This window comes from Lentibacillus populi, assembly GCA_014642895.1.
Lineage (GTDB): Bacteria > Bacillota > Bacilli > Bacillales > Amphibacillaceae > Lentibacillus_C > Lentibacillus_C populi.
The window spans coordinates 56,348-80,111 of sequence record BMJD01000005.1; the positions used below are offsets into that span (position 1 = coordinate 56,348).

Annotated in this window: 18 protein-coding genes; 6 read left to right on the forward strand and 12 right to left on the reverse strand. The window is 40.3% G+C overall.

Going from position 1 to position 23,764, the window contains the following annotated elements; genetic code table 11:
• Nucleotides 1-4: 4 nt before the first annotated feature.
• Complete coding sequence (locus IEX12_RS05320; protein ID WP_230856091.1) at nt 5-1,648, reverse strand: ABC1 kinase family protein; 1,644 nt, start codon at nt 1,646-1,648, stop codon at nt 5-7.
• Nucleotides 1,649-2,258: 610 nt separating this feature from the next.
• Between IEX12_RS05320 and IEX12_RS05325 the strand changes: the two genes are divergently transcribed.
• The gene (locus IEX12_RS05325) at nt 2,259-3,608 is read left to right on the forward strand and encodes a YjiH family protein (RefSeq protein ID WP_155554777.1); all 1,350 of its coding nucleotides are present in this window, start codon (nt 2,259-2,261) and stop codon (nt 3,606-3,608) included.
• Nucleotides 3,609-3,651: 43 nt separating this feature from the next.
• Here IEX12_RS05325 and IEX12_RS05330 read toward each other — a convergent pair whose 3' ends face one another.
• From IEX12_RS05330 to ku, 3 genes are all read right to left on the reverse strand, one after another.
• Complete coding sequence (locus tag IEX12_RS05330; protein WP_088052111.1) at nt 3,652-4,479, reverse strand: sugar nucleotide-binding protein; 828 nt, start codon at nt 4,477-4,479, stop codon at nt 3,652-3,654.
• A gap of 35 nt (nt 4,480-4,514) precedes the next feature.
• Nucleotides 4,515-5,540 carry an acyltransferase family protein gene (locus IEX12_RS05335; RefSeq protein ID WP_155554778.1) on the reverse strand — a complete coding sequence of 342 codons (1,026 nt, stop codon included), beginning with the start codon at nt 5,538-5,540 and terminating at the stop codon, nt 4,515-4,517.
• Between the two features lie 266 nt (nt 5,541-5,806).
• Nucleotides 5,807-6,658: a non-homologous end joining protein Ku gene (gene ku, locus IEX12_RS05340; protein WP_088052107.1), complete on the reverse strand. Its 852-nt coding sequence runs from the start codon at nt 6,656-6,658 to the stop codon at nt 5,807-5,809.
• A 183-nt stretch (nt 6,659-6,841) separates the two neighbouring features.
• Here ku and IEX12_RS05345 point away from each other — a divergent pair, with 183 nt between their 5' ends.
• Nucleotides 6,842-8,659 (forward strand): DNA ligase D, encoded by a 1,818-nt coding sequence (locus tag IEX12_RS05345; RefSeq protein ID WP_155554779.1) that lies wholly within the window; start codon nt 6,842-6,844, stop codon nt 8,657-8,659.
• A gap of 195 nt (nt 8,660-8,854) precedes the next feature.
• Here the strand turns inward: IEX12_RS05345 and IEX12_RS05350 are convergent, their stop codons facing one another.
• The 5 genes from IEX12_RS05350 to IEX12_RS05370 all read right to left on the reverse strand — a co-directional run bounded on the left by IEX12_RS05350 (nt 8,855) and on the right by IEX12_RS05370 (nt 14,332).
• Nucleotides 8,855-10,249, reverse strand: a complete 1,395-nt coding sequence (locus IEX12_RS05350) for an L-cystine transporter (protein WP_088052103.1) — start codon at nt 10,247-10,249, stop codon at nt 8,855-8,857.
• A gap of 422 nt (nt 10,250-10,671) precedes the next feature.
• Nucleotides 10,672-11,112, reverse strand: a complete 441-nt coding sequence (locus tag IEX12_RS05355; protein WP_188724765.1) for an OsmC family protein — start codon at nt 11,110-11,112, stop codon at nt 10,672-10,674.
• A 39-nt stretch (nt 11,113-11,151) separates the two neighbouring features.
• On the reverse strand, nt 11,152-11,514 hold the full coding sequence (locus IEX12_RS05360) for a DUF488 domain-containing protein (protein WP_088052100.1): 363 nt from the start codon (nt 11,512-11,514) through the stop codon (nt 11,152-11,154).
• A 385-nt stretch (nt 11,515-11,899) separates the two neighbouring features.
• Nucleotides 11,900-12,406 carry a hypothetical protein gene (locus IEX12_RS05365; protein ID WP_188724766.1) on the reverse strand — a complete coding sequence of 169 codons (507 nt, stop codon included), beginning with the start codon at nt 12,404-12,406 and terminating at the stop codon, nt 11,900-11,902.
• 195 nt (nt 12,407-12,601) lie between these two features.
• The gene (locus IEX12_RS05370) at nt 12,602-14,332 is read right to left on the reverse strand and encodes a phospho-sugar mutase (RefSeq protein ID WP_188724767.1); all 1,731 of its coding nucleotides are present in this window, start codon (nt 14,330-14,332) and stop codon (nt 12,602-12,604) included.
• 259 nt (nt 14,333-14,591) lie between these two features.
• Between IEX12_RS05370 and IEX12_RS05375 the strand changes: the two genes are divergently transcribed.
• A complete protein-coding gene (locus tag IEX12_RS05375; RefSeq protein ID WP_250889651.1) occupies nt 14,592-15,680 on the forward strand; it encodes an AI-2E family transporter in 1,089 nt (362 codons plus the stop codon).
• A gap of 48 nt (nt 15,681-15,728) precedes the next feature.
• On the opposite strand, the gene IEX12_RS05380 is transcribed toward IEX12_RS05375, so the two are convergent.
• Complete coding sequence (locus IEX12_RS05380; RefSeq protein WP_159457811.1) at nt 15,729-16,571, reverse strand: GNAT family N-acetyltransferase; 843 nt, start codon at nt 16,569-16,571, stop codon at nt 15,729-15,731.
• Between the two features lie 85 nt (nt 16,572-16,656).
• On the opposite strand from IEX12_RS05380, the gene IEX12_RS05385 reads away from it, so the two are divergent.
• Complete coding sequence (locus IEX12_RS05385) at nt 16,657-16,842, forward strand: SE1832 family protein (protein WP_102414403.1); 186 nt, start codon at nt 16,657-16,659, stop codon at nt 16,840-16,842.
• Nucleotides 16,843-16,938: 96 nt separating this feature from the next.
• Here the strand turns inward: IEX12_RS05385 and IEX12_RS05390 are convergent, their stop codons facing one another.
• Complete coding sequence (locus tag IEX12_RS05390) at nt 16,939-17,187, reverse strand: hypothetical protein (RefSeq protein ID WP_102414402.1); 249 nt, start codon at nt 17,185-17,187, stop codon at nt 16,939-16,941.
• 398 nt (nt 17,188-17,585) lie between these two features.
• On the reverse strand, nt 17,586-19,436 hold the full coding sequence (locus IEX12_RS05395; RefSeq protein ID WP_155554784.1) for a cation:proton antiporter: 1,851 nt from the start codon (nt 19,434-19,436) through the stop codon (nt 17,586-17,588).
• 455 nt (nt 19,437-19,891) lie between these two features.
• Here IEX12_RS05395 and brnQ point away from each other — a divergent pair, with 455 nt between their 5' ends.
• Together brnQ and recQ are read left to right on the forward strand one after the other, a co-directional pair.
• Entirely contained in the window at nt 19,892-21,190 is a 1,299-nt protein-coding gene (gene brnQ / locus IEX12_RS05400) for a branched-chain amino acid transport system II carrier protein (RefSeq protein WP_102414400.1), read from the forward strand.
• A 424-nt stretch (nt 21,191-21,614) separates the two neighbouring features.
• Nucleotides 21,615-23,756, forward strand: coding sequence for a DNA helicase RecQ (gene recQ / locus IEX12_RS05405; protein ID WP_088052089.1), 2,142 nt, complete (start codon nt 21,615-21,617; stop codon nt 23,754-23,756).
• The last annotated feature ends 8 nt before the right edge of the window (nt 23,757-23,764 follow it).

Here is a 23,764-nt window from a genome sequence, read left to right on the forward strand (position 1 = left end):
CTCCCTATTTAATTGATCGGATCATACGATAATGCTTGATGAAAAGGAAATTCAATATGAAGAAAAAGATGACGAGGACAACAATACTTCCGATAAAAAGTATTGACCTGCCAGCCTGATAGGCATAAATACTTGATACAATACTGCCTGCCACCATGATAAACGTTACGATTTCGAGCAGCAAATAAAATTGATTTAGTAATCTGGTATGCTGCTGCTCTTTTTGCCATTTTCTATCCTTTTCCCCATTTTCCAGCCAATTTAACATTGCATTTGGAAAAGAGAGAATGGGTGTTGCGGCATCTTTGACAACTTGCTTATAAATCGAATCGATAAAGCCTTTACCGCCGTACCATTCCTTAATTTTAGGTTTTGCCAGTTTTTCAAAGTCAATTTCCGGATAAATGCTGATCAATACCCCAAGAACAATGGAAATCGCCCTGCCCAAATAGGCATAGTCAGCTGACAATTGAATTGGCTGTTCTTTAATAAATATGCGGATGTCATCCTTGATTTGTTCCATAATATGTGCATTCATTTCTTTAAATGAGCCGTTTTCGTACATTTCGATTGTTTGCTTAATTATTTTTATTAATTTATCCCTGTCTGCATTTGGTAAAATAAAATTCATTTCATCAAGCGTCTTTAGTATTCTATCGTAATCGTCAACGATTATCCCCTGAATCAGCCGTTTGAAAAGATGGGTATCCTGTTTGCGGATTTCCCCAATCATGCCAAAATCGATGATCGCGATGGTTCCGTCCTGCTGGATTAGTATATTCCCGGCATGAGGGTCAGCATGAAAATGACCAGGGTTGAAAAATTGCTCAAAGTAAAAATCAAATACTGCTTTTGCCGTTTGCCTGACATTAATATTGTGCTCCGCCATATAAACTGTATCCGTTATTTTTGCACCCTCAATCCATTCCATGACAAGGATTTTATTCGTGCATAACTGCTCTTCGTATGCAGGAATATGGATGGAATGGTAATCCTTATACCTTTCTTTGAAATACTTTCCAAACGCGAGCTCCTTTTCAAAATCCAGCTCACGTTCCATCACCAAAACAAGTTCACGGTATAATGCATTTAAATCTGTCTTCTTGCCAAATGATGTTAACAGACGGATAAGCCAAAACACGATCTTTAATGCTTTAAAGTCAATGTAAAAGATTTCTTTGACACGGTGCCTTCGTACTTTAATCGCAACGATTGTTCCATCATGCAGTTTTCCTTGATAAACTTGGCCAATCGACGCAGAGGCTATCGGTTTATCAATTATTTCCGCAAAATGATCATCAATACTCCCGCCCCATTCTTCTTCCATTACTTCTTTGGCATAAGAAAATGGTATCGGTGGAACACGGTCAACGAGTCCGCTTAATTCCCGGATAAATACATCTGGCATGAAATCGGCCCTGGTACTTAAAAACTGTCCGACTTTGATCAAAACACCGCCAAGTTTAATCGCCTTCGTTCGATATTCACTTGCCATTTCCCGCAAAAGTTCATTCCATTTTTGCCTTGTTCGCTCATCCCATATCCGATGCCGCAAATGGAAAAAATATAGCCGGAAAATAAATTTCACCGTCATCCAAACAATAATCGTACAACGATAAATGACATTGTATTTTAAGCCGTTTTGCACGATCAACACCTCAACATACTCTACCCGAAATAATGGTTACGTTAAACCTTCTCTTTAGCTGGTTGGAATTATCAGGGCGTGTTCAAAAAAGGGGATAGAAGTTCCTGACCGTTAGAAACAATCCTCCCTGAATCATTGTACAGTCTCCAAGAAGATGGCTTCCAGAGGACGTACTGTCTCCTGAACTGGCCTTGACATAGGTGGATTAGTAGAAGATATTTTTCCCTTGTATTTAAGCAATGTATGAAGAAATTTATGGAATTTCTTCATAATCCTTATTAGAAGGCAATCAGAAATGTCACCAAATGATAGCGGCAAATTCCGGCCTGCCTGTTTCTTGCTGCGAGCCGCTTCTACCTACTTGCTGGTGTACAGGTCATGCTAGTGTTGCTAGAGGAGATCGCGTTCTCAGTCACCCTTCCAATTTGGAGGTTTTTTGAACACGTACTATTAGTATATGCGAAAAAATTGGTTATCATTTATGCATGATTAATTTCTCTTTTGCAAAAATATTAAATTGTTTCTAAACCTCCCCTCTGCTATAATAAAGGAATGCAGGGAGAACTTCAGAGATCAACAACAAGAGGAGAATACACAGGGGGACAACTTCATGAACGAGAGGAAATATACACTGGTGGATAGCCTTAAGTTTATTATTCCATCATTGCTCGGTATTTTTTTATTTATGGTACCTGTTCCAACAAGTGATGGGCTAACGATCCCTATCGCGGTGTTGGCTAATTGGGTACAAGCCGGACTTGCCGGTCAATTATCAGCCATTATGATGATAATTATCGTTATTACTGCACTTATGACGGTTATTGCTAAAGTATCCGGACCGGAAAGCTTCGCCCGAACACCTTTTTTTCAGCAATTATTTTATGTCAGCAACTTTTGGACTGTGACAAGGGTACTGGCAGCCGTTTTCGCTGTGATGGTTTACTTCCAGCTGGGACCCGAGGCTGTATATAGTGAAGATACCGGCCAAATGATACTGGATGATTTACTGCACACATTATTTGCGGTCTTTCTGTTTGCCGGCTTATTCTTACCGTTGTTAATGAATTTTGGGTTATTGGATTTATTTGGCACGCTGATGACCAAAGTAATGCGGCCATTATTTCGGTTGCCGGGGCGCTCATCCATTGACTCCCTTGCTTCCTGGATCGGTGACGGGACAATTGGCGTTTTGTTAACAAGCAAGCAATATGAAGATGGCTACTACACCAAACGTGAGGCGGCTGTTATTGGGACAACCTTTTCTGTTGTATCGATCACATTTACATTGGTTGTTATAGGCCAGGTCGACCTTGGGTATATGTTCGTACCATTCTATTTAACAGTACTTGCTGCCGGATTTATTGCCGCACTCATTATGCCACGGATTCCGCCACTGTCGCGAAAACCGGATACGTATGTCAACGAAGTAGAAGGAAATAACGAGGAACAAATTCCCGAGGGTCATAATAGCTTATCATACGGTTATCAAAAAGCGATTGAACAAGCGCGAAAAGAATCAAGCGTGTTCAAGTTTTTTAAGGAAGGCGGGCAAAATGTCCTTGATATGTGGATGGGTGTTGCACCAGTGGTAATGGCATTTGGTCTGGTTGCACTGATCATTGCCGAGTATACGCCATTCTTCCAGTGGCTCGGTGTCCCATTTATTCCTTTGTTGGAAGCGATGCAGATCCCATTTGCCGCGGAGGCTTCGGAAACCATTTTAGTCGGTTTCGCCGATATGTTCCTGCCTACCATTATCGGTTCTGGAATCGAAGCGGATATGACAAGATTTATCATTGCGGCACTATCGGTCACTCAGCTGATTTATATGTCTGAAGTTGGTGGACTGTTATTAGGTTCCAAGGTACCGGTGTCGTTTAAAGACTTATTGATCATCTTTTTACTGCGGACTATTATTACATTGCCGATTATTACGTTAATCGCACACTTTTTATTTTAATAGTAAAAGCCACCACAAAAATTATGTGGTGGCTTTTACTTGATTATTTAAATTCGATACTTACTACATCCTTAATCTTTTCCGTGATCAACGAGGTGTTTTTCGGGATTTCGGTATCAACCTTTTCTATTTCACTGCCCTTTTTAACTAACCGATCATCATAGCCCATTTGTTTAGCCATCTGTTTCATAAATTCATAAAAGCTTTGTTTTTCTTCCGGACCAACATGGTAAACACCTGTCACATCATTATGAACCATTACATCGATAGCCTTTGTTAAATCATCGATATGCACAAAGGTGCGAATGAGGTCATCCCGGAATTCGATTGGATTTCCGGAGCGTAAATGGTAAGACAGTTGATCGGTTCGTTCATCCAGCTTACCAATTCCATTCTCCCCATAAATTGGGCCAGCCCTTAAAATGATATAATTGGTTAATTCATTATCAATTAATCGCTCTGCCTTCACCTTCCCATTTGCATAGTTACTAAACGAATGATCATCAGGCAGGTTGGATAATGGATCATCTTCTTCATAAGGCCCGTTTCCATCAGAGAAAACAAAGTCAGACGAAATATAGACCAATTTTGTTTGCGGCGTCAGGTGTGTGATCAAATGGATCAGGCCTTGATCAGTTAACTTGTGTTCGTTTGGTCCGCTCATGACCGTCCAAACGACTACGTCCGGGTTTTCCTTCTTGTAAAAATTTGAGAACGACTCAGGCTCATTGACATCCAATTTGTATAGACCTTCCAGGATTGCTGGTTCCTGTAAATATGTCCCAACCACTTCATCCGTGTCTGTATGATGAAGCTGCTGATACACTGAAGCACCTACATAACCATTAGCGCCGAATACACAAACCTTCATTTCTGTCACCTTCCCTTAATGGATTGGAATTAAGATTACGTGTTAAGGTTCTGGTTGTGCTGTGTTCTTCTGTTTGTCTGACCAAAGAAACCTCTTATATTAGATATCTTCCCTTCAATAAAAGGCTGCCAAACCACTTTTATCGGTTTACTTGATAATACGAGGACAATTGCTGCTGAAATAACGGCCAATCCAAAGAGATCAATTATATTATTGATTGCAAATAAATCTGTTTCCCGGAAGAACTGGATAAAAAACCCGTGCAATAAATAAACGTAGAGTGTTCTTGTTCCCAAGATAGTCAGCTTATGTTTACTTTTCGGTATCCAGGCTAAAACACTCATCGCCATCAATGCAGAAGTTACATAGACAATTAGTCGTGCCAAACCGCCGAACTCCGGCATCCCCAGATCCCCATATGATTTCGAAGCTAACAGCCAGCCGGAATTAATCTCCGGAGCCAAATATATCGCTCCTGCCACAGACAGCATAACAATTACCGAAATAATTTTAGCTGCTTTTGTTTTTAGCAGCATGACATGCTCTTCTTTTAACCAGTAACCGATCAAGAAAAACGGAAAGAATACAAACGTACGTGATAAGCTGAATGTATGACCAACCTCGCCAAAGTAGCCGACGATTAAGCCAATTTCAACCGCAATTGCAATACTCAGTACTGGTGGTATCTTTTTAAACCAATAGAGCAGCATGTGCCAGCTGAACAGACTAAATAAGAACCACAAAGACCATTGTGGATAAAAAACACCTGATTGCCAATCGTCTTTACCGATGAAAAAGTAAAACGCCGTATATAGAAGCTGAAAAATTAAATATGGCAGTATTAGTTTTTTTGCTAGTTTAAGAACATAAGCCTTATTTCCTGAGCCTTTGGCAAAAAATCCGGATAAGAAAATAAATGCAGGCATATGAAAGGTGTAGATCCATGTATATAGTGTATTGATATCGTTTGATCCATTTGTAAATGGCTGAATCATGTGCCCAAATACGACTAAAAATATTAATGCAAGTTTCGCATTATCAAAAAACGCATTTCTTTCCATGCAACTCATCCTTTTTGATAAAGTATCGCTTCTGTATAATCAAGTCTACCCGTTTTTAAAGAAAAATACATGCGAAAAACAGCGAATTCATAAGGTTGTTAGGGAACTGTAAATGGAATGAAAGAAAGATACCATTGCGTAATATTTTTCATGAAAATGCCACATTTTAATGTGCCGAAATGTTTAATTGACCAGCGTACCGGTTATGGCAAGGATTTATGACGGACTCCGGCACCCGCAGGAACCCTGCAAGTGCCTGTCCATCTCTATTTTGCAACCTTTTTCTTTTTCTCGCCTGTATTTGTTTTCGTTTTCCGCTTGGGCTGTTTCGGCTTTGGTTTGTCCTGTTTTGCCCGATCCAGTGAGGCCTGAAGTGCATCCATCAGATTCGTTACATTATCTGGCACTGGCTGCTTTTCACCTGTTACGACCTGCTCCTTATTTTTCTTTTCTTCAATTAAATCCAACAGTGCAGTCCTGTATTCATCTTTATACTTCTCCGGATCAAATTCTGTTGTCAATTGATCAATCAGCATTTTAGCGGTTTCCAATTCCTTTTTTTCCGGTTCCGCTTGTTCCGGGACATTGGGAACATCCTGAACCTTGCGTACCTCGTCAGGATAATGTATCGTTTCGACAACGAGTGTATTTTGATAAACACGGATAACAGCAAGCTGTTCCTTGGATCGAATAATCATTTTGGCAATACCAATCTTCCCAGTATCCATTAATGCCGCACGCAAAAGCCCGTACGCCTTTCCGCCCCCCTCATTAGGCGATAAATAATAGCTTTTTTCAAAGTAGATCGGGTCAATTTCCTCTAATTGGACAAAATCGACAATTTCAACTGCCTTATCTTCTTGTTCCTTTTTCAAGGCTTGCAATTCCTCTTCATCTAACACGACAAATTTGTTTTTTGCATACTCATATGCTTTGACAATTTCGTCATTCTTTACTTCCCGGTCACACACAGGACAAACACGTTCATACTTAATCGGGGATTGACATTCTTTATGGAGCTGCCTAAGCTTTACATCTTTATTTTCGGTAGCAGCATGCATTTTGACCGGAATATTGACCAGGCCAAAGCTGATTGTACCTTTCCACATCGTGTGCATGGCAACGACCTCCCTTTTTTCTATAGTGTTCCGCCACCATTTATTTTTATCCCGTTGTTGTGCCGCCGCATCCGTGCCTCTTCGGTGCCAAGTCATTTCCCGAATTTCGCCGAATTTTTACCACGTCTGCGGTTTATTCTTGGCCATTCTAGACATCTTAATAGGGAGAGAGGTGTTTCGAATATGCATGTAATGAAACCAATAGCCAGTACCCAAATTCCAGCTGATGATGAATGGCTGTATGAGGTGAAGTATGATGGCTTTCGCTGTGTCCTTGATTGGCAAGAGGGGCACATTACATTGACAAGTAAAAATAATAAGGATCTAACCCCAAATTTTCCGGAGATTGCCGATTTTTGCTTAGCCCATCAGGAAAAGATTCAGTCGTTACTTCCGCTTAGACTGGATGGAGAACTGGTTGTATTAAATAATCCCTACCAGGCAAATTTTTCGTGGATACAAAAGCGTGGGAGATTGAAGAACAAAACATCGATTAAAAATAATGCGCAAACACGACCAGCAACATTTTTAGCATTCGATATAACGCTTTTAAAGGGAAAGGATGTAGCTCAGGAAAAATTTCAGCAGCGAAAAGACATGCTGCAGGATTTTTTTAAAAAGGGAGCATTTCCCTTCAATATTTCATCGCTGCATCGTTTATGTTATGTCCCATATTATGAAAATCATGCCGAATTATGGGACATTGTTTTTACATACAAAGGTGAAGGAATCGTTGCTAAACGAAAAAATAGTGTTTACGGAGCAGGCAAACACCATAATGATTGGTTTAAAATAAAAAATTGGCGTCAGGTCCAATGTGTGCTCAGCTATTTCGATCCCAATAATGATTATTTTACCGCAAACGTATACGAAAACAATGAATTGCTGGAAGTTGGCAAATGTAAACACAGCCCCGATTCAGAATCGATTCAAACATTGAAGCAATTATTTACTGAAAAGGGAAGTAAAAGCGGAGACGGATACAAGCTGCCACCGGCAATTTGTGCGGAGATCCATACACTCGATTTGTTAAAAAGCGAAATTCGCGAGCCTGAGTTTGCAAGGCTGCTCGTCAATACTTCTGCCTCTGATTGTACACTCAATAAATTACGGCTGGATATGGCCATGCTTCCGGATGAATTAGAACTGTCCAATACAGACAAAGTATTTTGGCCAAAAGAAAACCTGACGAAAAGAGATCTGCTTATCTATTTGCGGGAAATTTCCCCATATATGCTACCGTTTTTAAAGGAACACGCGCTTACCTTAATCCGTTGCCCGGACGGTGTGTCCGCAGAGTCTTTTTTTCAAAAACATTTGCCGGATTATGCACCGCCTTCTATTGACAGTATGGAAATGGAAGGGGAGACATTCATTGTTTGCAATAAACTGGATGCATTATTATGGTTCGGTAATCATGGTGCGATAGAATACCACGTTCCTTTTCAAAAAGCTGGAAATACGTATCCTTCTGAGATTGTATTTGACCTTGACCCACCTGATCGCGAAGGATTTTCACTTGCCGTTGTTGCGGCAAAGTTGTTGAAACAGATTCTTGATGATCTGGAACTTGCTGCGTTTGTAAAAACGTCCGGCAACAAAGGGTTGCAGGTTCACATTCCAATCCCGGAAAAAAGTATTAGCTATGAAGAAACAGCTTTATTTACCCAAGCGATTGCCAAGACGATTGAACAGGAATATCCACAACATTTTACCACGGAACGGATGAAGAAGAACCGGCACGGGCGTCTTTATATTGATTATGTACAGCACGGACGGAATAAAACGATCATTGCCCCGTATTCCCCGAGAAAGACAGAAGAGGCGACGGTTGCCACACCATTGTTCTGGGAGGAATTGCAAGATGGATTATCACCCATTCCATTTACGATTGCCAATACCGTTGAACGGGTAAAACTGCTCGGTTGCCCATTTGCCGGATATTTTATCGAAAAGGAAAGGCAAAATTTGGAGAAAGTGATAGGGCTGATCGGGAAATAATTCGGCAGGTACTCGATTATTTTGATCTGGGCTCGGTAGAAATTCATGGCTCCGATTGATTTAAGGGTGTGCTCGTTCGAAAATTACGGCTTCTCGATCGTTTTTGGGGTGTGGTCGATTCAAATTTAGCAATCCTTGATCGAAAAGATGCCCACCTGATCGAAACAAAAAACGACCACTTAAGTGGCCGTTTTTTTATATAGCTATATCTTTTTCAATTGCCGTTTTATCATTAAATGTTTTCAGGTTCAATTTTCCCAGGATTCGTGATGTTAAGGTACCCGAAAGCATGGCGTCATTGACATTAAGTGCAGTACGTCCCATATCAATTAACGCTTCAATTGAAATAAGGAGTCCGGCGAGTCCTACTGGCAGACCCATGGATGAAAGCACAATAATCGCTGCGAATGTAGCTCCTCCACCAACTCCTGCCACACCAAACGAGCTGATACCGACAATGATAACCAATTTAGCAATGAATCCAAATGTGAATGGATCTATTCCGACTGATGGTGCGATCATAATCGCAAGCATTGCCGGGTATAATCCGGCACAACCGTTTTGACCGATTGTTGCTCCAAATGACGCTGACATATTAGCAATTCCTTCATGCACACCAAGTGAATTTCGTTGCGCCTGAATGTTTAACGGAATCGTACCAGCGCTTGATCGTGATGTAAATGCAAAGCTTAACACTGGTAACACCTTTTTCAAGTACGTCATCGGACTTAATCCGAATACGCCTACCAAAATCAGGTGAACAATAAACATTGCAATAATCGCAACATAGGAAGCTATGACAAATTTTCCTAGTTCGATAATACCGGCAAAATCAGTAGATGCGACCGTATTTGCCATTAGCGCAAGAATGCCAAATGGCGTTAGCCGTAGAATCAAGGTTACGATACGCATGACAACGGCATAAAGCGAGTTGACTATTTTCGTAAACAATTCAGCCTGTTCTGGTTTTTTTCTTCGCAACCCGAGAACTGCGACACCAACAATGATCGAAAAGATAACAACTGCGATAACCGATGTCGACCGTTGTTGTGTCATATCCAGAAAGATATTTGACGGGATGAAGCTTAAAATCTTATCAGGTGCTGACATACCCTCCACTTCATCTAACGTGGATTCCAGCATTGCACTGCGATCATTTTCTGCTTGGCCCGCCTCGATTTGATCGGCATTCAGATCGAATAATGCTGCACTGCCAATCCCTACAAGTGCCGCTATCATTGCGGTTGCCACAAGAATTCCGATAATCCAGGCTGACATTTTCCCAAGTTCAGATGATTTTTCCAAATTGATAATCGATTGAATAATCGACACCATTACGAGTGGAACAACAATCATCATGAGCAGATTGATATACCCGCTGCCGACGATATTGTACCAATCGGTGGTTTGGGTTAATACGTCAGAACCGGTGCCATAGATTGCTTGTAAAACAGCTCCAAGCACAATTCCCACACCTAAACCAGTAAACACGCGTTTTGTAAATGACAAGTGTTTCTTTTGCATCCAAATAAGAAGTCCAATAATAGCGATTAAAACCGCAATGTTCACGATTATTAAAAATGTATCCACTGTTTGTCTCCCTCCTGTTTCATTAGGCAGAAGCTATCTGCTATAGTTTTTTATTAAACCGAAATTAAAATAAATAATTCCGATAACCTTAGTATGCTTTAATACTATACAAGGATAGGGAACAATGTGTCAAGAAAAAAATTTGGCGCAGCTATTTCCCCTATTGAAAAAGGGCAATTCACATGGAAAATATGTGTTTGCCCATTTTCATTTTTATTTCATATTAACTTGTTATCTGATTTCGACTGAATGCAGACTATTTATCTCGCATTAACGGGCTGTAATACTTCCGCCTCTAAGCGTGAGTAAACCAGAAACGTGAAGGTGGGGACGGAAGGAGAGGTAAAACCGTTACGTCCACATGCCTTCGCCTGCACAAGCACGTCCTGTACGTTGGAAACCCCACTGAATGAAGTTTCACTTTATCTAATTGCAGCTTGCAATTCGATTTCAACATTCCCTTTTATAGCACGTGAAATCATGCAGCTTATTTCGGCTTTTTCAACCAATTTTCGCAGTTTGTCGATTTGTTCCGTGGTTGCACTACTTTTCAAGGATACTGTCGGTTTATGAATGATCTTTTTATATGTAAATACACCATTCGTCACATCGACAATCCCTTCCGATTCAAGTGACATTTTTTGCAAAGGTAATTCTGCCCGTTCGATCATGGCGGCCAACGTAATAATATAGCATGTTGCTGCAGCACCCAGCAGCATCTCATCCGGATTTGTCCCAATTCCCGGTCCATCCATTTCTGGCGGGATGGAAATTTTCGTTTTTAGATTGCCGGCATCCATATACCCCTCACTATTACGTCCGCCCGGCCAGTCTGCATGTAAATGAAAATGATGTTTCGCCATTTGATCACCTCAGTTTTGTTGTTAATCTTAAAAACTCTTTTATTGTTGCTGATCAAGTATTTCCTTTAATACTTGTGCTTGATTATATTTTTCGTCCTTGGCGGAAAATAATAATGTAATGTTCTTATCATGTTCCTTCGTTATTTGCTTTAGTTTCTCAAGTTCCTTGTGCTGCGTTCCGCTTTTAAGCTCCTCTTTATATTTCTTCTTAAAATCATCGTACTTGTCCGGATCATGGCCAAACCATTTCCGCAACTCATTGGACGGGCCGACTTCCTTCATCCAATGATCGAGTTTCGCTTTTTCTTTTGACATCCCTCTTGGCCATACACGGTCAACCAATATACGTACACCGTCTTTATCCCTGGCATCTTCGTAAACCCGTTTAATAGCTACTGGCATTTCCTAATCACTCCTTCCTGCACTATACTATTGTGCGATGGATTGAATTCCAGCTCTGTTTTTTTCACGAAACAGTACTCCACCATCTAATTCTTCTTATCAGGTACCCTTCTTCTATTGATTTACCCATTCCTGCAAAACTCAACCATAAGAACCGCCTAACCGTATATTTATTATGCTACCAGTAAATGTAACAATCAATCAGAATGCACCTATTGTCATGAACTAAAGGCGGAAGTGCCCGAGACTCCTATGCCAGAAAGGTCCTCTTTTGATCAACAAAAAACTTGTACTGTCAAACCAAGCTGCAAAGCAAAAGGCTTATTTTTTCATGAAGCTCATAAACTATTGAATTCAAATTTAAATATTTTAAACGTTTAAAAGGTTAATCACTTGTTTTTTCCGGAAGGGTAACCCTTTCATAAAACTTTTGGAATCCAAAGTTTAAAAATGCATTAGTTACGATCAATACATAAAATTGAATCGAGTTTACTTTCAATTTAAAGAAATCCAGTTTCTTGAATAATTTTATTAGGGGAAAGGCATAAATGAAGTCTGCGATAATATTGATTAAAGCGTATTTAATAAGCTTTCCTTTTGATAATTGAAAACTCAGTAAGGTGCCAAAAAAATAAGGACCCAAAACCAAAATTGATGTGTTACATATTAGTGAACCTGGCCCACCTTTAACCTTCCATAGCTTATGAACAGTAAAATATAAAATTTCAGCAAGTACGGAGGCAGATGAAAATAATGTAACAGGTAAATACTTAACAAACGATCTCTTAGAAAGAAGGCAAGCCGAGCCGATCGTACATAAAACGATAACTATTCGGATGAAGTTTTTTAGCATCTGATCATGTCCTTTCAATTTTTTTATAGTTTGTTCCAAGGTAAAGTTCCTATACTGAAATGTTAAGCATAAGTAAAGTTACCAAATTTAAACATTTGGGAATTAGAAAATTACACCATTTTTGTCATCAAAAAAGACCCTTATCATAGATGATAAAGGTCACATTGGGGGGCAAATTCCTCCCCCACTTGGTATCACAGCCCGTTTATGCGTGATAAAAAACTATCCTTTGTCTTATTTCCTTTCCATAACTGCTTCCATTGTACTTTTTAACGAGGCTAACCTCTCCTCACTTGCTTCACGGCTTTTTTCACAAACACCGTAATAGCATTTAATTTTCGGTTCGGTACCAGAGGGTCTTAAGCATACCCAGCTGTCATGTTCTAAAATATATTTGACCACATTTTCCTTTGGAAGTTCGATTTTTTCCACATTATGGTTCTTATTTATTATGGTGCGCTCACCGGAGAGATAATCCTCCACTTGCAGTACGTTTAATCCAGCTATTTCAGTTAAAGGGGTTTTCCGAACGTCATCCATGATTGCCTTGATTTGCGCCGCACCTTCTTTACCCTGTAACGTGAGCTGGGACAAGCCTTCCAGGTAAAATCCATGTTTCTCATAAAGAACATCTAATGCATCAAGCAGCGTCAACCCTTGCTTTTTCCAGAAATAGGCCATTTCACAAGCCATAAGTGCCGCTTGTACGGCATCCTTATCCCGGGCAAAACTGCCGATTAAATAACCATAGCTTTCTTCAAAACCAAAAATGAACGTTTCTCCTGTTGTATCAAATTGGCGGATTTTTTCCCCGATATATTTAAATCCGGTTAATGTATCAATCGTTTCGACTCCATAAGCATTAGCAATTGCGCTTCCCATTTCGGTTGTTACAATCGTTTTTAACATGCGAGCGTTTGTTAATAGTGCTTTATCACTATGAGACAGAATATAGTCCAGTACGAGCGAACCAAACTGGTTACCTGTTAAAATGGTATACTCTCCCGTGCTATCCTTGACGGCAACGCCAAGACGGTCAGCATCAGGGTCTGTACCAATTAAAATATCCGCATTTACCATTTTACCTTGTTCAATCGCCATGGTGAACGCCTGGTGCTCTTCCGGGTTCGGTGAAGCTACTGTTGAAAACTCGGGATCAGGTTCTGCCTGTTCCTTGACTACAGCAACATTCGAAAAGTTCAATTGTGCAAGACCTTTTAAAACTAAATCGTATGATGTGCCATGAAGAGCTGTAAAGACAATTTGCAAATCCTTCTTTACCTGCTGTTCCTGATCACTAAGTCTAGAGATCTGTTTTAACTGGGCGAGATAGGCATTATCAACCTCCTCCCCAATCCAGTTTAGCAGTTCCTGTTCTTCTAGTTGTTTTCTTTCTACAATCGGGACTGTTAATTCGTTTTTCATTTCATTAATAAATCCGATAATGGCTTCTGCTTCGGCTGGTGTGATTTGCCCTCCATCCTCGTTATACACCTTAAAGCCATTGTATTCAGGTGGATTGTGGCTGGCTGTTATCATTACCCCAGCAGCTGTCCCTAAATATCTTACCGCAAATGACAACAGTGGAGTCGGGTGCAACGAATCAAATACATACGCTTTAATTCCATACGCTCCTAGCACCTTAGCAGTTTCAAGCGCAAATTCCTGCGACATATGGCGGGAATCATAGGACACGGCAACTCCTCGGTCTTTTACATTGACACAATTAACCTGCAAATAATTTGCCAGACCATTTACCGCTTTTCTTACTGTATAAATATTCATCCGATTGATGCCAGGTCCTAAAATGCCACGCATTCCACCTGTGCCAAATGTTAATTCTTTATAAAAAGCATCCTCTAAAGCTGTCGTATTATCTTTCATATTGGCTAGTTCGTTCTTCAATGATGGCTCAAGATGCGGAAACGATTGCCACTTATCATAAGCTTTTTCCCATTGTTCCATTCGCTGTCCTATCCCCTTTTTCAAAAGATACAAAATATAGACTAAGACTCTATTCTGCTAACAGCAGAGTAGGCCACGGTCGGCTCCATCGCCTTTGTTCTCAACCTGTTCTATGACCCAAATTCTAGCATACTTTTAAAATGAATTCTATTTTTGTCGGCCTGAATTTGTTTATCTCCACCCGTTTCGGGAAAGAATAAAAGATACTTCCTATTTTTGCCGTTTATCGTTAAAATAATTATATAAGAGGAAAGTGGTGATGTTCGTGTACAGTAAGCGCTGGTTCCAAACGTTAGTCGTTTTTATTTTAGTCTTTCTATTAATCTTGTTAATCTCCGCAACCGATTTTTTATTCGATCCGATTTTTAAGTATTTGGCAGCCGTTGCCTTGCCCGTTGTAGGTGCCGGTGTCCTTTTTTACATAACAAGACCAGTCGTGCACTTTCTGGAAAAATATCGGGTCCATCGCGTCCTGGCTATTTTTATTGTGTTCATTCTATTAATTCTTATTATTTATCTGATTATCAATTACATCGCTCCGATTGCCCAAAAACAATTCACCAATTTGATTAACAATGTGCCGGAAATGGTTGAGGGAGCGCAAAATTTAATCACTTTATGGCAATCAAACCAGGACATGATTCCCGCTGATATGAATCAGGCAATTAACCATGTAACGTCCAATCTGCAATCGTACATTGAAGGTGCCATGTCATTTTTATTCGGGTTTATCAGCCAGTTGATCGGATTTGTCTTTTCCTTGGTATTGGTTCCTTTCTTCCTGTTTTTTATGCTTAAGGATGGTGACAAATTCGTCCCGTTTGTCACGAAAATATTTAATAAGAAAAAGGCAGCCAATATTCGCAGTCTTTTGCACAAAATCGATGAAACATTGGCTTCTTATATTCTCGGACAGCTCTTTGTCAGTCTATGTATTGGTATATTATTATTTATTGGTTATCTAATCATTCATTTGAAATACGCCTTGACCTTAGCATTATTTGGTATGATAATGTGTGTCATCCCATTTATCGGCCCATTTATCTCGGTTGTTCCAGCAATGATCGTCGGCTTTTTCCAGGATCCGATGATGGCTGTTTGGGTTGCGATTGTCATGATTGTTGCCCAGCAGCTCGAAGGTAATCTTATTTCGCCAAATATTATGGGGCGGGCACTAAAGCTGCACCCGTTAACGATTATTACGTTGATTCTGGCTGCCGGAAGTATCGCTGGCTTCCTTGGCATCCTCTTTGCCGTACCGTTCTATGCGGTTGTGAAAACGATTATTGTCCATTTTTATAGAACGTATCAGGACTCGAAAGACAATAAAGAGGATGCGTTAATATAGCTGGCAAAAGAAAGGACAAATTATTGCTCGCCCTTCCTTTTGATAGCATTACGAAAATTTATAAACGATGGAGTCCCCAACAACATAATAACCAATTTTTTTATAAATACTATTGGATACAGGGTTTTTCAAGTCGGTATATAGACTGCAAAATTGAAACCCGCTTTCCAGCAGCTTCTCTGATAACGTTGCAACTGCACTAGTCGCATATCCCTTTTGTTTATGGATGTCAGGAGTAAACACGGCATTGATTGTTGCACCATGTTTTGTTCTTCTGGACCGGTTGACCATGGAAACCGGCTCACCCTTCACTTGCCATACGTACATGGATTGATTACCGATAAATTTGGCAGCAGCTTTATTTGCGTGTTCCTCAGAAATATGTTCGTTTGCCTCAATCCCAAATTGAACAAGCCACAGGGCAATCAGGTCGTGATCGGTTTCGGATGCAGGGATTAATTCCCCCTCCGCGATAGGTACTGTATTTACATTATCCAGCTGATAGATTAATTGTTCCATATGAATGGTTGCTTTCAAGCCCCTGAGTTGTTCCCATTGTTTAACAAACATAGTAGCTACTTTTTCCGGCCCTATAATACTGGGAATATGGATGTGCCGGTTAAACAAAAACTGGGTTATCGTTTGCACGACACGTTCATCTACATTGGATGCATCAGCTAATATCCAGTTCTTTGGGGTTTGCATGAACGCAAATACCACCTTATGATCTTGTTCTACATAGCCTAAATAACCGTATTCCTCTCCTTCTGGGTCATCCAATAAGCGCTGAATAATACCAAGCATCAGATTGTTGCAAGCTTCTTTTTGCATTAACAATGGTTCAATAAGCCGGGAAAATTCCTGTGGTGAGGATACTAGTGTTATGTTCATCCAATTCTCCTTTTTCACTAATTTTAGCGTAATATCCTTTTTTGTAAAGAGAAAATCCGTTAGAATAGGAATAGGAGTGATAAACATGACAAAAAAAGAAATTGAGGCTAAAATCGCGGAGCTGAAATCGGATTATGTCCGAATCCAGGGTGATGCTGAGAAATTGGTATTGGTTGGTCAGAATACGGCGACTGCAGAAAAAAAACTGATCGAATTAGAGAAAGAAATCGCGGACATGTATCGCAAATTAGAAGAAATAGATGTTACTTAAAAAAGGTTTGGTAAAATTGATACTAAAAAACTTGAACAAACAAAAGGAAAGAGCGTGTTTCGAAAAAAGATTGATCAAAACACGCTCTTAATATATTTACCGTTTATTTTTATTAACAGTTCGTTCATTTCCTCTTTTGAAGTTTCCGGTTATTTTAGCCATTAATAGCTGCAGCTCTTTTTCATCCCTAACACGATTAATTTTGTTCAGAAACTTCTCGGCTTCCTTCCCCTTAAGAATCTTTACTTGTTTGTTCTGCCAATCAATAAAAACTGTATTGTTTTTGGTGACCCGATAACTAAAAGACTCCTCATCCAAACGATTGCGTTTATCGATTTGGCCCAAAATTATTCACCCCTTTCCAAGGTAAGTTAATGACAAAGCAAACTGATTATCCTCGTTAATAGATTCGCCAAACCTTGTAAGATTCCTTTCAAATATTAGAACATTAATACCGCATTTTAGGCTGACTTATCTAAGGTTAAAAGGAATTACCAAGGTATATGCGCCAAAGCAAAGGACATTATCAACAACCGTTCCCTTTAATCACAATATTAATGGGGAAGTTTATCAAACTCTATGCCAAATGATCGATCTTTATTTCAAAACATCAGTCTTTTTTACAAATGATCAAACTATGTTTTTAACAAATAGATGGCCACCTATAAATAAACGAGCGCAGACTTCATCTGCGCTCGTTTATTATAGGGCTATTTAACAAGTACGATTAAATCAATTTTTACCTACTTTCCATTCTCGTTCGTACCATTTCGCCGGTTTTCCAGTTTTGCCTGGATTTTTTTATCCTGTGGAGCAAGGCTGACAACAATATCACCGGATTCAGGTGTTGCCTTCATCTCTTCGGCATAAAAAATAATTTTCCCAGACGGTTTGATCATATATAGGAGAACCGCTGCATCATCACGTTCGTTTACATATTGCTTATAGTTATATTGATCGGTTAAAGTTGTTTGTCTAACAACAAAGCCAGATGCAATGTTCTGATTTAAATCTTCTGTGGAAACTTCCTCCCCAAACAAGATACGTCCACCAATTTTATTGACAATATCATTTGTGTCACTATCGATTTGCTTATACGGACTTACCTTATAGACATTGGTTCGGCCATATTCCGGCATAAACGTTGTACAAACGAGTGAATTATAAGAATGATAATCAGTTGCCGCGATTAAATATTCATAAGGTGTTGTATCCAAATGATATTCTGTTTGCTCTGACAGCATTTCCCCGTGATAGAACGGGATCCCCGCTTCACGAGCTTTTCGCAATTTTTCCCATGAGGAATCGACAATGATTACCGGTGCTTTGGCTTTGATAAGCGACTTTGCCAATTCTACGGTAAATGTGTTGCTGCCGACAATAATCGTCCCAGGCCTGCCCTCCATCGATAAATGAAGTTTTTTTGCCAGCCAGCCAATTGAAAAACCGTGGGCAACAACCGTAAAAAAGACAAGCCCAAAGGTTAGCGTCGTAATAATCGATGCATCTTCATATCCGGCATCCCCTAATATCGCAGCAAAATAGCTGGAAACTGTCAATGCTACAATACCCCGTGGAGCAATCCAGCCGACTAGCACTTTTTCATTAAGCGCCAAGTCAGTTCCAATCGTTGACAGAAAAATCGATAGTGGTCGTACTGCAATCATCATCAATACCACATACCCGATAATTCTTGGTTCAAAAATATGCAAAATCGTGTCTATATTTAAGGAAGCAGTAAGCATAATAAAGATCGCCGATATTAGTAAGATGGACATATTTTCCTTAAAATGGCGCATATCTTCAACGGAGCTTATTCCCATATTTGCCAGCGTCATCCCCATAGCAGTAACAGCAAGCAGTCCTGTTTCATGCGTAATTTCATCCGCTATGGTAAAACACATGATGACAACAATAAACACTGTAGGTGACTTTAAATATTCAGGGATATTCCCTGTTTCAAACATCCAGCCAATTCCCCTGCCGAATGCCCAGCCAAGTATTGCAGCAAAAACCGAGGCAGCAAAAAATAAAAGAAGTGAAACACCACTAGGATCGTTGTCGGTCAAATAAGAAATAATCTCAAAGGCAAATACCGCGAGCAGCGCACCGATTGGGTCTACAATAATTCCTTCCCATTTTAATATTTTGGCAGGACGCGGTTTTAATTTGGATTGTCTCAATAAAGGTAAAATAACGGTAGGACCGGTTACAATGAACAGACCACCGATTACAAAAGCAACTGCCCACGACAGGCCTGCAATATAATGCGCAGTCAGTGACCCTAATATCCAGGCAATAAACGCACCAATTGTCGAAATGCGAAATACCGGTCGTCCCAGCCCGCGCAGTTCTTTAAAATTCAAATTTAAGCTGCCTTCAAACAGGATAATCGCTACTGCGACAGTAATGATTGGTTTATATAGCGTTCCAAAGTCTTCCTGGGGATTCATGATGCCCAAAAATGGTCCCACTATTAACCCGGCAACCGACATGACAACAATAGCCGGCATCCGGTAGCGCCATGATAACCACTGTGAGCCAATCCCGAGAAGGCCTATTAACATAATTTCAAACAAAACAGATGGAAACATATCATACCCCCATTCTTTTCTTAAATATATAGGTATTTTAAACGCGGTTTGAAATAATGTAAACAATTTTAACCGTGGATTCCGAAAAATTTTATCACGTATTTACCGGTGTAATACCCCACCCCTATGCATGCGTAAACCAAAAACGGGAAGGTGGGGGATAAACAGTCCGTAAAGATTCGATCATAGGTACAAAGACTAAAACCGTCACGTTCTATGCGCCGGAAACCCCCACTCAGGTGAAGTTTTACTTTATCGTGCACTTCTACTTTTCCCAGATGTCACAAAATAGTCAAAACGAAACACGTTACTCGGATTGACAAGCATTTATTAATCTTGTTAAAATTACTTTGCTTTGCGACATTTCAAACTACTTTTTGATACAAATTATCAGATAATATAGAAAATAACCATCTGATCAGGTACGCCGGATATTATAGCAGGAGGATCATCACATGAATAAAAACATCTTCACGATTGGATTTATGCTTTTTGCTTTATTTTTTGGAGCGGGGAACTTAATTTACCCGCCTACACTTGGAATCGACTCTGGTACTTCTTACTGGACTGCGATCACTGGATTTGTCATTACCGGGGTTGGTTTACCAATCCTCGCTGTCACATCCATTTCTTTTGTTAAAAATGACGCTCGTGAATTAGCTGACCGGGTTCATCCATTATTTGGACTTATTTTTACATCGCTCGTTTATTTAGCAATTGGACCTTTCTTTGGCATCCCCCGGGCGGCAACCGTTGCATACGAAATGAGTGTAGAGCCTTTTACAGGCAACACATCAACACTTTCATTACTTATTTTTACAACGATCTTTTTTATTCTCGTTTATTTGGTAAGCTTAAACCCGTCAAAAATGGTAGATCGAATTGGCCAATTCTTAACACCTATTTTGTTAATTGCCATCATTGCACTGAGTGTTGGCGGATTCTTACTATTGGATCACCCGCTTGAAAGCCCGACAGATAAATATGCGGCTAACCCCTTTTTCACAGGATTTGTTGAAGGGTATTTGACAATGGATGCCATTGCTGCACTGGCATTTGGCATTATTGTCGTCAATGCTTTTAAAGAACGCGGGGTATCCACCCAGAGGGAATTGGTCAGATCAACCTTGAAAGCCGGGCTAATCACCGCGATCGGATTAATGGCGGTCTATGTTTCGATCGGCTGGATCGGGGCAAAATTAGCCTCTACAGGAAGTTATGACAATGGCGGCGATATTTTATCCAATGCTGCAACTATCATGTTTGGCAATTACGGTGCGTTATTACTTGGAGTGATCGTTACCCTGGCATGCTTTACCACTTCAGTAGGATTAGTCGTCGCTTGCGGGCAATTTTTCACTAAAATTACTGCCCTTTCCTATCGATGGATAGTTCTTATTATAACAATTGGCAGTTTTCTCATTGCCAATCAAGGATTGAACACTATTATCGGTTACTCAGTGCCAGTCCTTACATTTATTTATCCAATAGCCATTGTACTTATATTGTTAACATTTATGCAAAACTTATTTCACAGATCAAAGGCTGTATACCGTGGGGCAATAGTGTTAACCTCCCTTACCAGTTTGTATGATGGGTTGGTTGCATATGGATTCAAGTTAGAGACAATTACCCCATTCATGGAATATTTACCGTTTTTCTCCATCGGACTGGGCTGGGTTGTTCCCGCTATAGCCGGCGGATTAATCGGATTGCTTTTTCGAGAACCTGCTGCACAAGATTATTCTCATTAGGAGCTAACAATATAAGTTAGCTCTTTTTACTGTTTTAAACACTGTTTGAACAACAAAATTCTATTTTATGGCATCTAAATTTGCGAAATTATCATTTTAAAAAATACGCCATCTGAGTCAAAAAAATATGTTAGGATTATATAAGAAAAGCGCAAGTGCCCGTTTAGCAACGTACAAACTGGAGCACTCCGCAATAAGATAAAGGAAACATGCCCCTTCATAGGGGTAGACGTGAGTTGGACGCAAAGTCCGCTTTTAGTTGGCCTTCCTTCCTACCCGAACCGATGTTGACTTATCGTAGTGAAGGAGTGTGAAGTTTAACTTGGCTTTAGCGCTGGAGCTGGACATGGCCAACTCTGACGCAAGCAGAATAGAGCCTAAATTTTTATACTTTCTTTACCTACTAGCAAAGGAGTTGAACAAGATGGGCGAAGAAGAAAAAATTTTGCAAACCTATTTTGGCTATGAATCATTTCGTCCAGGCCAAAAGGAAGCAATCGCTAATATTTTACAGACAAACAATACACTCGCTGTTATGCCAACAGGCGGCGGGAAGTCCTTATGTTACCAAATCCCCGGCCTCTCGCTTGATGGAACCGCGATCATCATTTCTCCATTAATATCATTAATGAAAGATCAGGTTGATGGCCTTAATGCCCTGGGTATTCCTGCCACATTTATTAACAGCTCCCTGTCAGCAAATGAACAGCAAGTGCGCTTAAAAAACATGGCAGCCCGACGCTATAAATTTGTGTACGTTGCTCCGGAACGATTTGAATCCGGCAGTTTTGTTAATGTTGTTAAAAACATTCCACTATCACTGGTTGCATTTGATGAAGCCCATTGTATTTCCCAATGGGGACATGATTTCAGACCGAGCTACAGATCGATCGTTCCCAATTTAACCCGGTTAACGAATATCCCTGTCTTCGTAGCCTTAACTGCAACTGCTACAGAAGAGGTTATTACCGACATTCAATCTTTACTGAACATTAAAAACAACCATGTAATTAATACCGGATTTGAACGAGAAAACCTATCTTTTCATGTTGTGAAAGGGAAGGACAAGGCCACCTATGTTCGTTCTTTTTTACAAGAACACCTTAATGAATCAGGGATTATTTATACTGCAACACGGAAACAGGCTGATACGTTATACGAACAGCTCTCGAGAAGAGGGATCGCCTGTGAAAAATATCATGCTGGAATGGGGGAGGATGAACGAAAGCGTGCACAGGCAGCATTTATTCAGGATGAGAAAACAGTCATGATCGCTACAAACGCATTTGGTATGGGAATTGATAAATCGAATGTGCGCTATGTGATTCATTATGCAATGCCAATGACAATCGAGTCGTATTACCAGGAAGCAGGGCGTGCTGGACGGGACGGGGAACCAAGTGACTGCATCCTGTTATTTTCACCTCAGGATGTGCAGCTGCAGAAATTTTTAATTGAACAATCGTTGATGGATGACGAGGCCAAACGTGCTGAATACCGAAAATTGCAGGCAATGATCAACTACTGCCATACACACGGTTGTTTAACTGCTTTCATCCTGGAATATTTCGACGATAAACCTGCTGAAACAACGTGCGGAAGGTGCAGCAATTGCCTCAACCGGCAGGAAAAGACCGATATTACGGAAGAAGCACAAATGATCCTTTCCTGTGTAAAACGGATGGGCGAACGTTTCGGTGTTGGCATGACGGCTAAAGTTTTAAAAGGGTCAAACGATAAAAAGCTGCATAATTTTGGGTTACATAAGCTAACAACATACGGCATCCTATCCGCTTATACAGAAAAGGAATTAACCGAACGGATCCATTTTTTGGTCGCCGAGAAGCTGCTTGATACCGAGGAAGGCCGTTTTCCTACATTAAAGTTGAACAAAGAATCTGTCGAAGTGCTCAAAGGACGCCGGACAGTTTGGATCTATACAGCACCAATTCCGGTAACGGAAGAAGCGGATTACCATCTGGACTTGTTTGATAATTTGCGTAGACTACGGAAAAAACTTGCCGATGAAAAAGGTGTGCCACCGTATGTCTTGTTCTCTGATGCAACATTAAAGGAATTAAGCCGTTATTTCCCGGATAATAAAGAAGACATGCTAACGATTAAAGGTGTTGGTGAGAAAAAATTTGAGCAGTACGGTGATGCATTTCTCGGTGCCATTGTAGAATGGCGAGCCGCTAATCCGGAAGTAAAAGCAAAAATACGAATTTCCGACCCGGTTAAACCAAGGTCTGTGAAAAGGAATGACGAAGATGGTCCAAGTCATATTGTCAGCTATCAACTGTTTCAATCTGGAAAATCAATCAAGGACATTGCAGCTATCCGGGAGCTCTCTCCCCAAACGATTGAGGGACATATATTTAAAGCATTCAAAGACGGATATCCAATTGCCTGGAATATCTTTTTTGATAAAGCGGAAGAGGCGGCAGTTTTGGCCGCACGTGAGGAAATTGATGAGCCAAGATTGAAACCGTTACGTGAGGCACTTCCCGAAGACTATAGTTATACGAAAATAAAAGCGGTTTTGGTAAAGAACGGACTGATGTAATGATGACA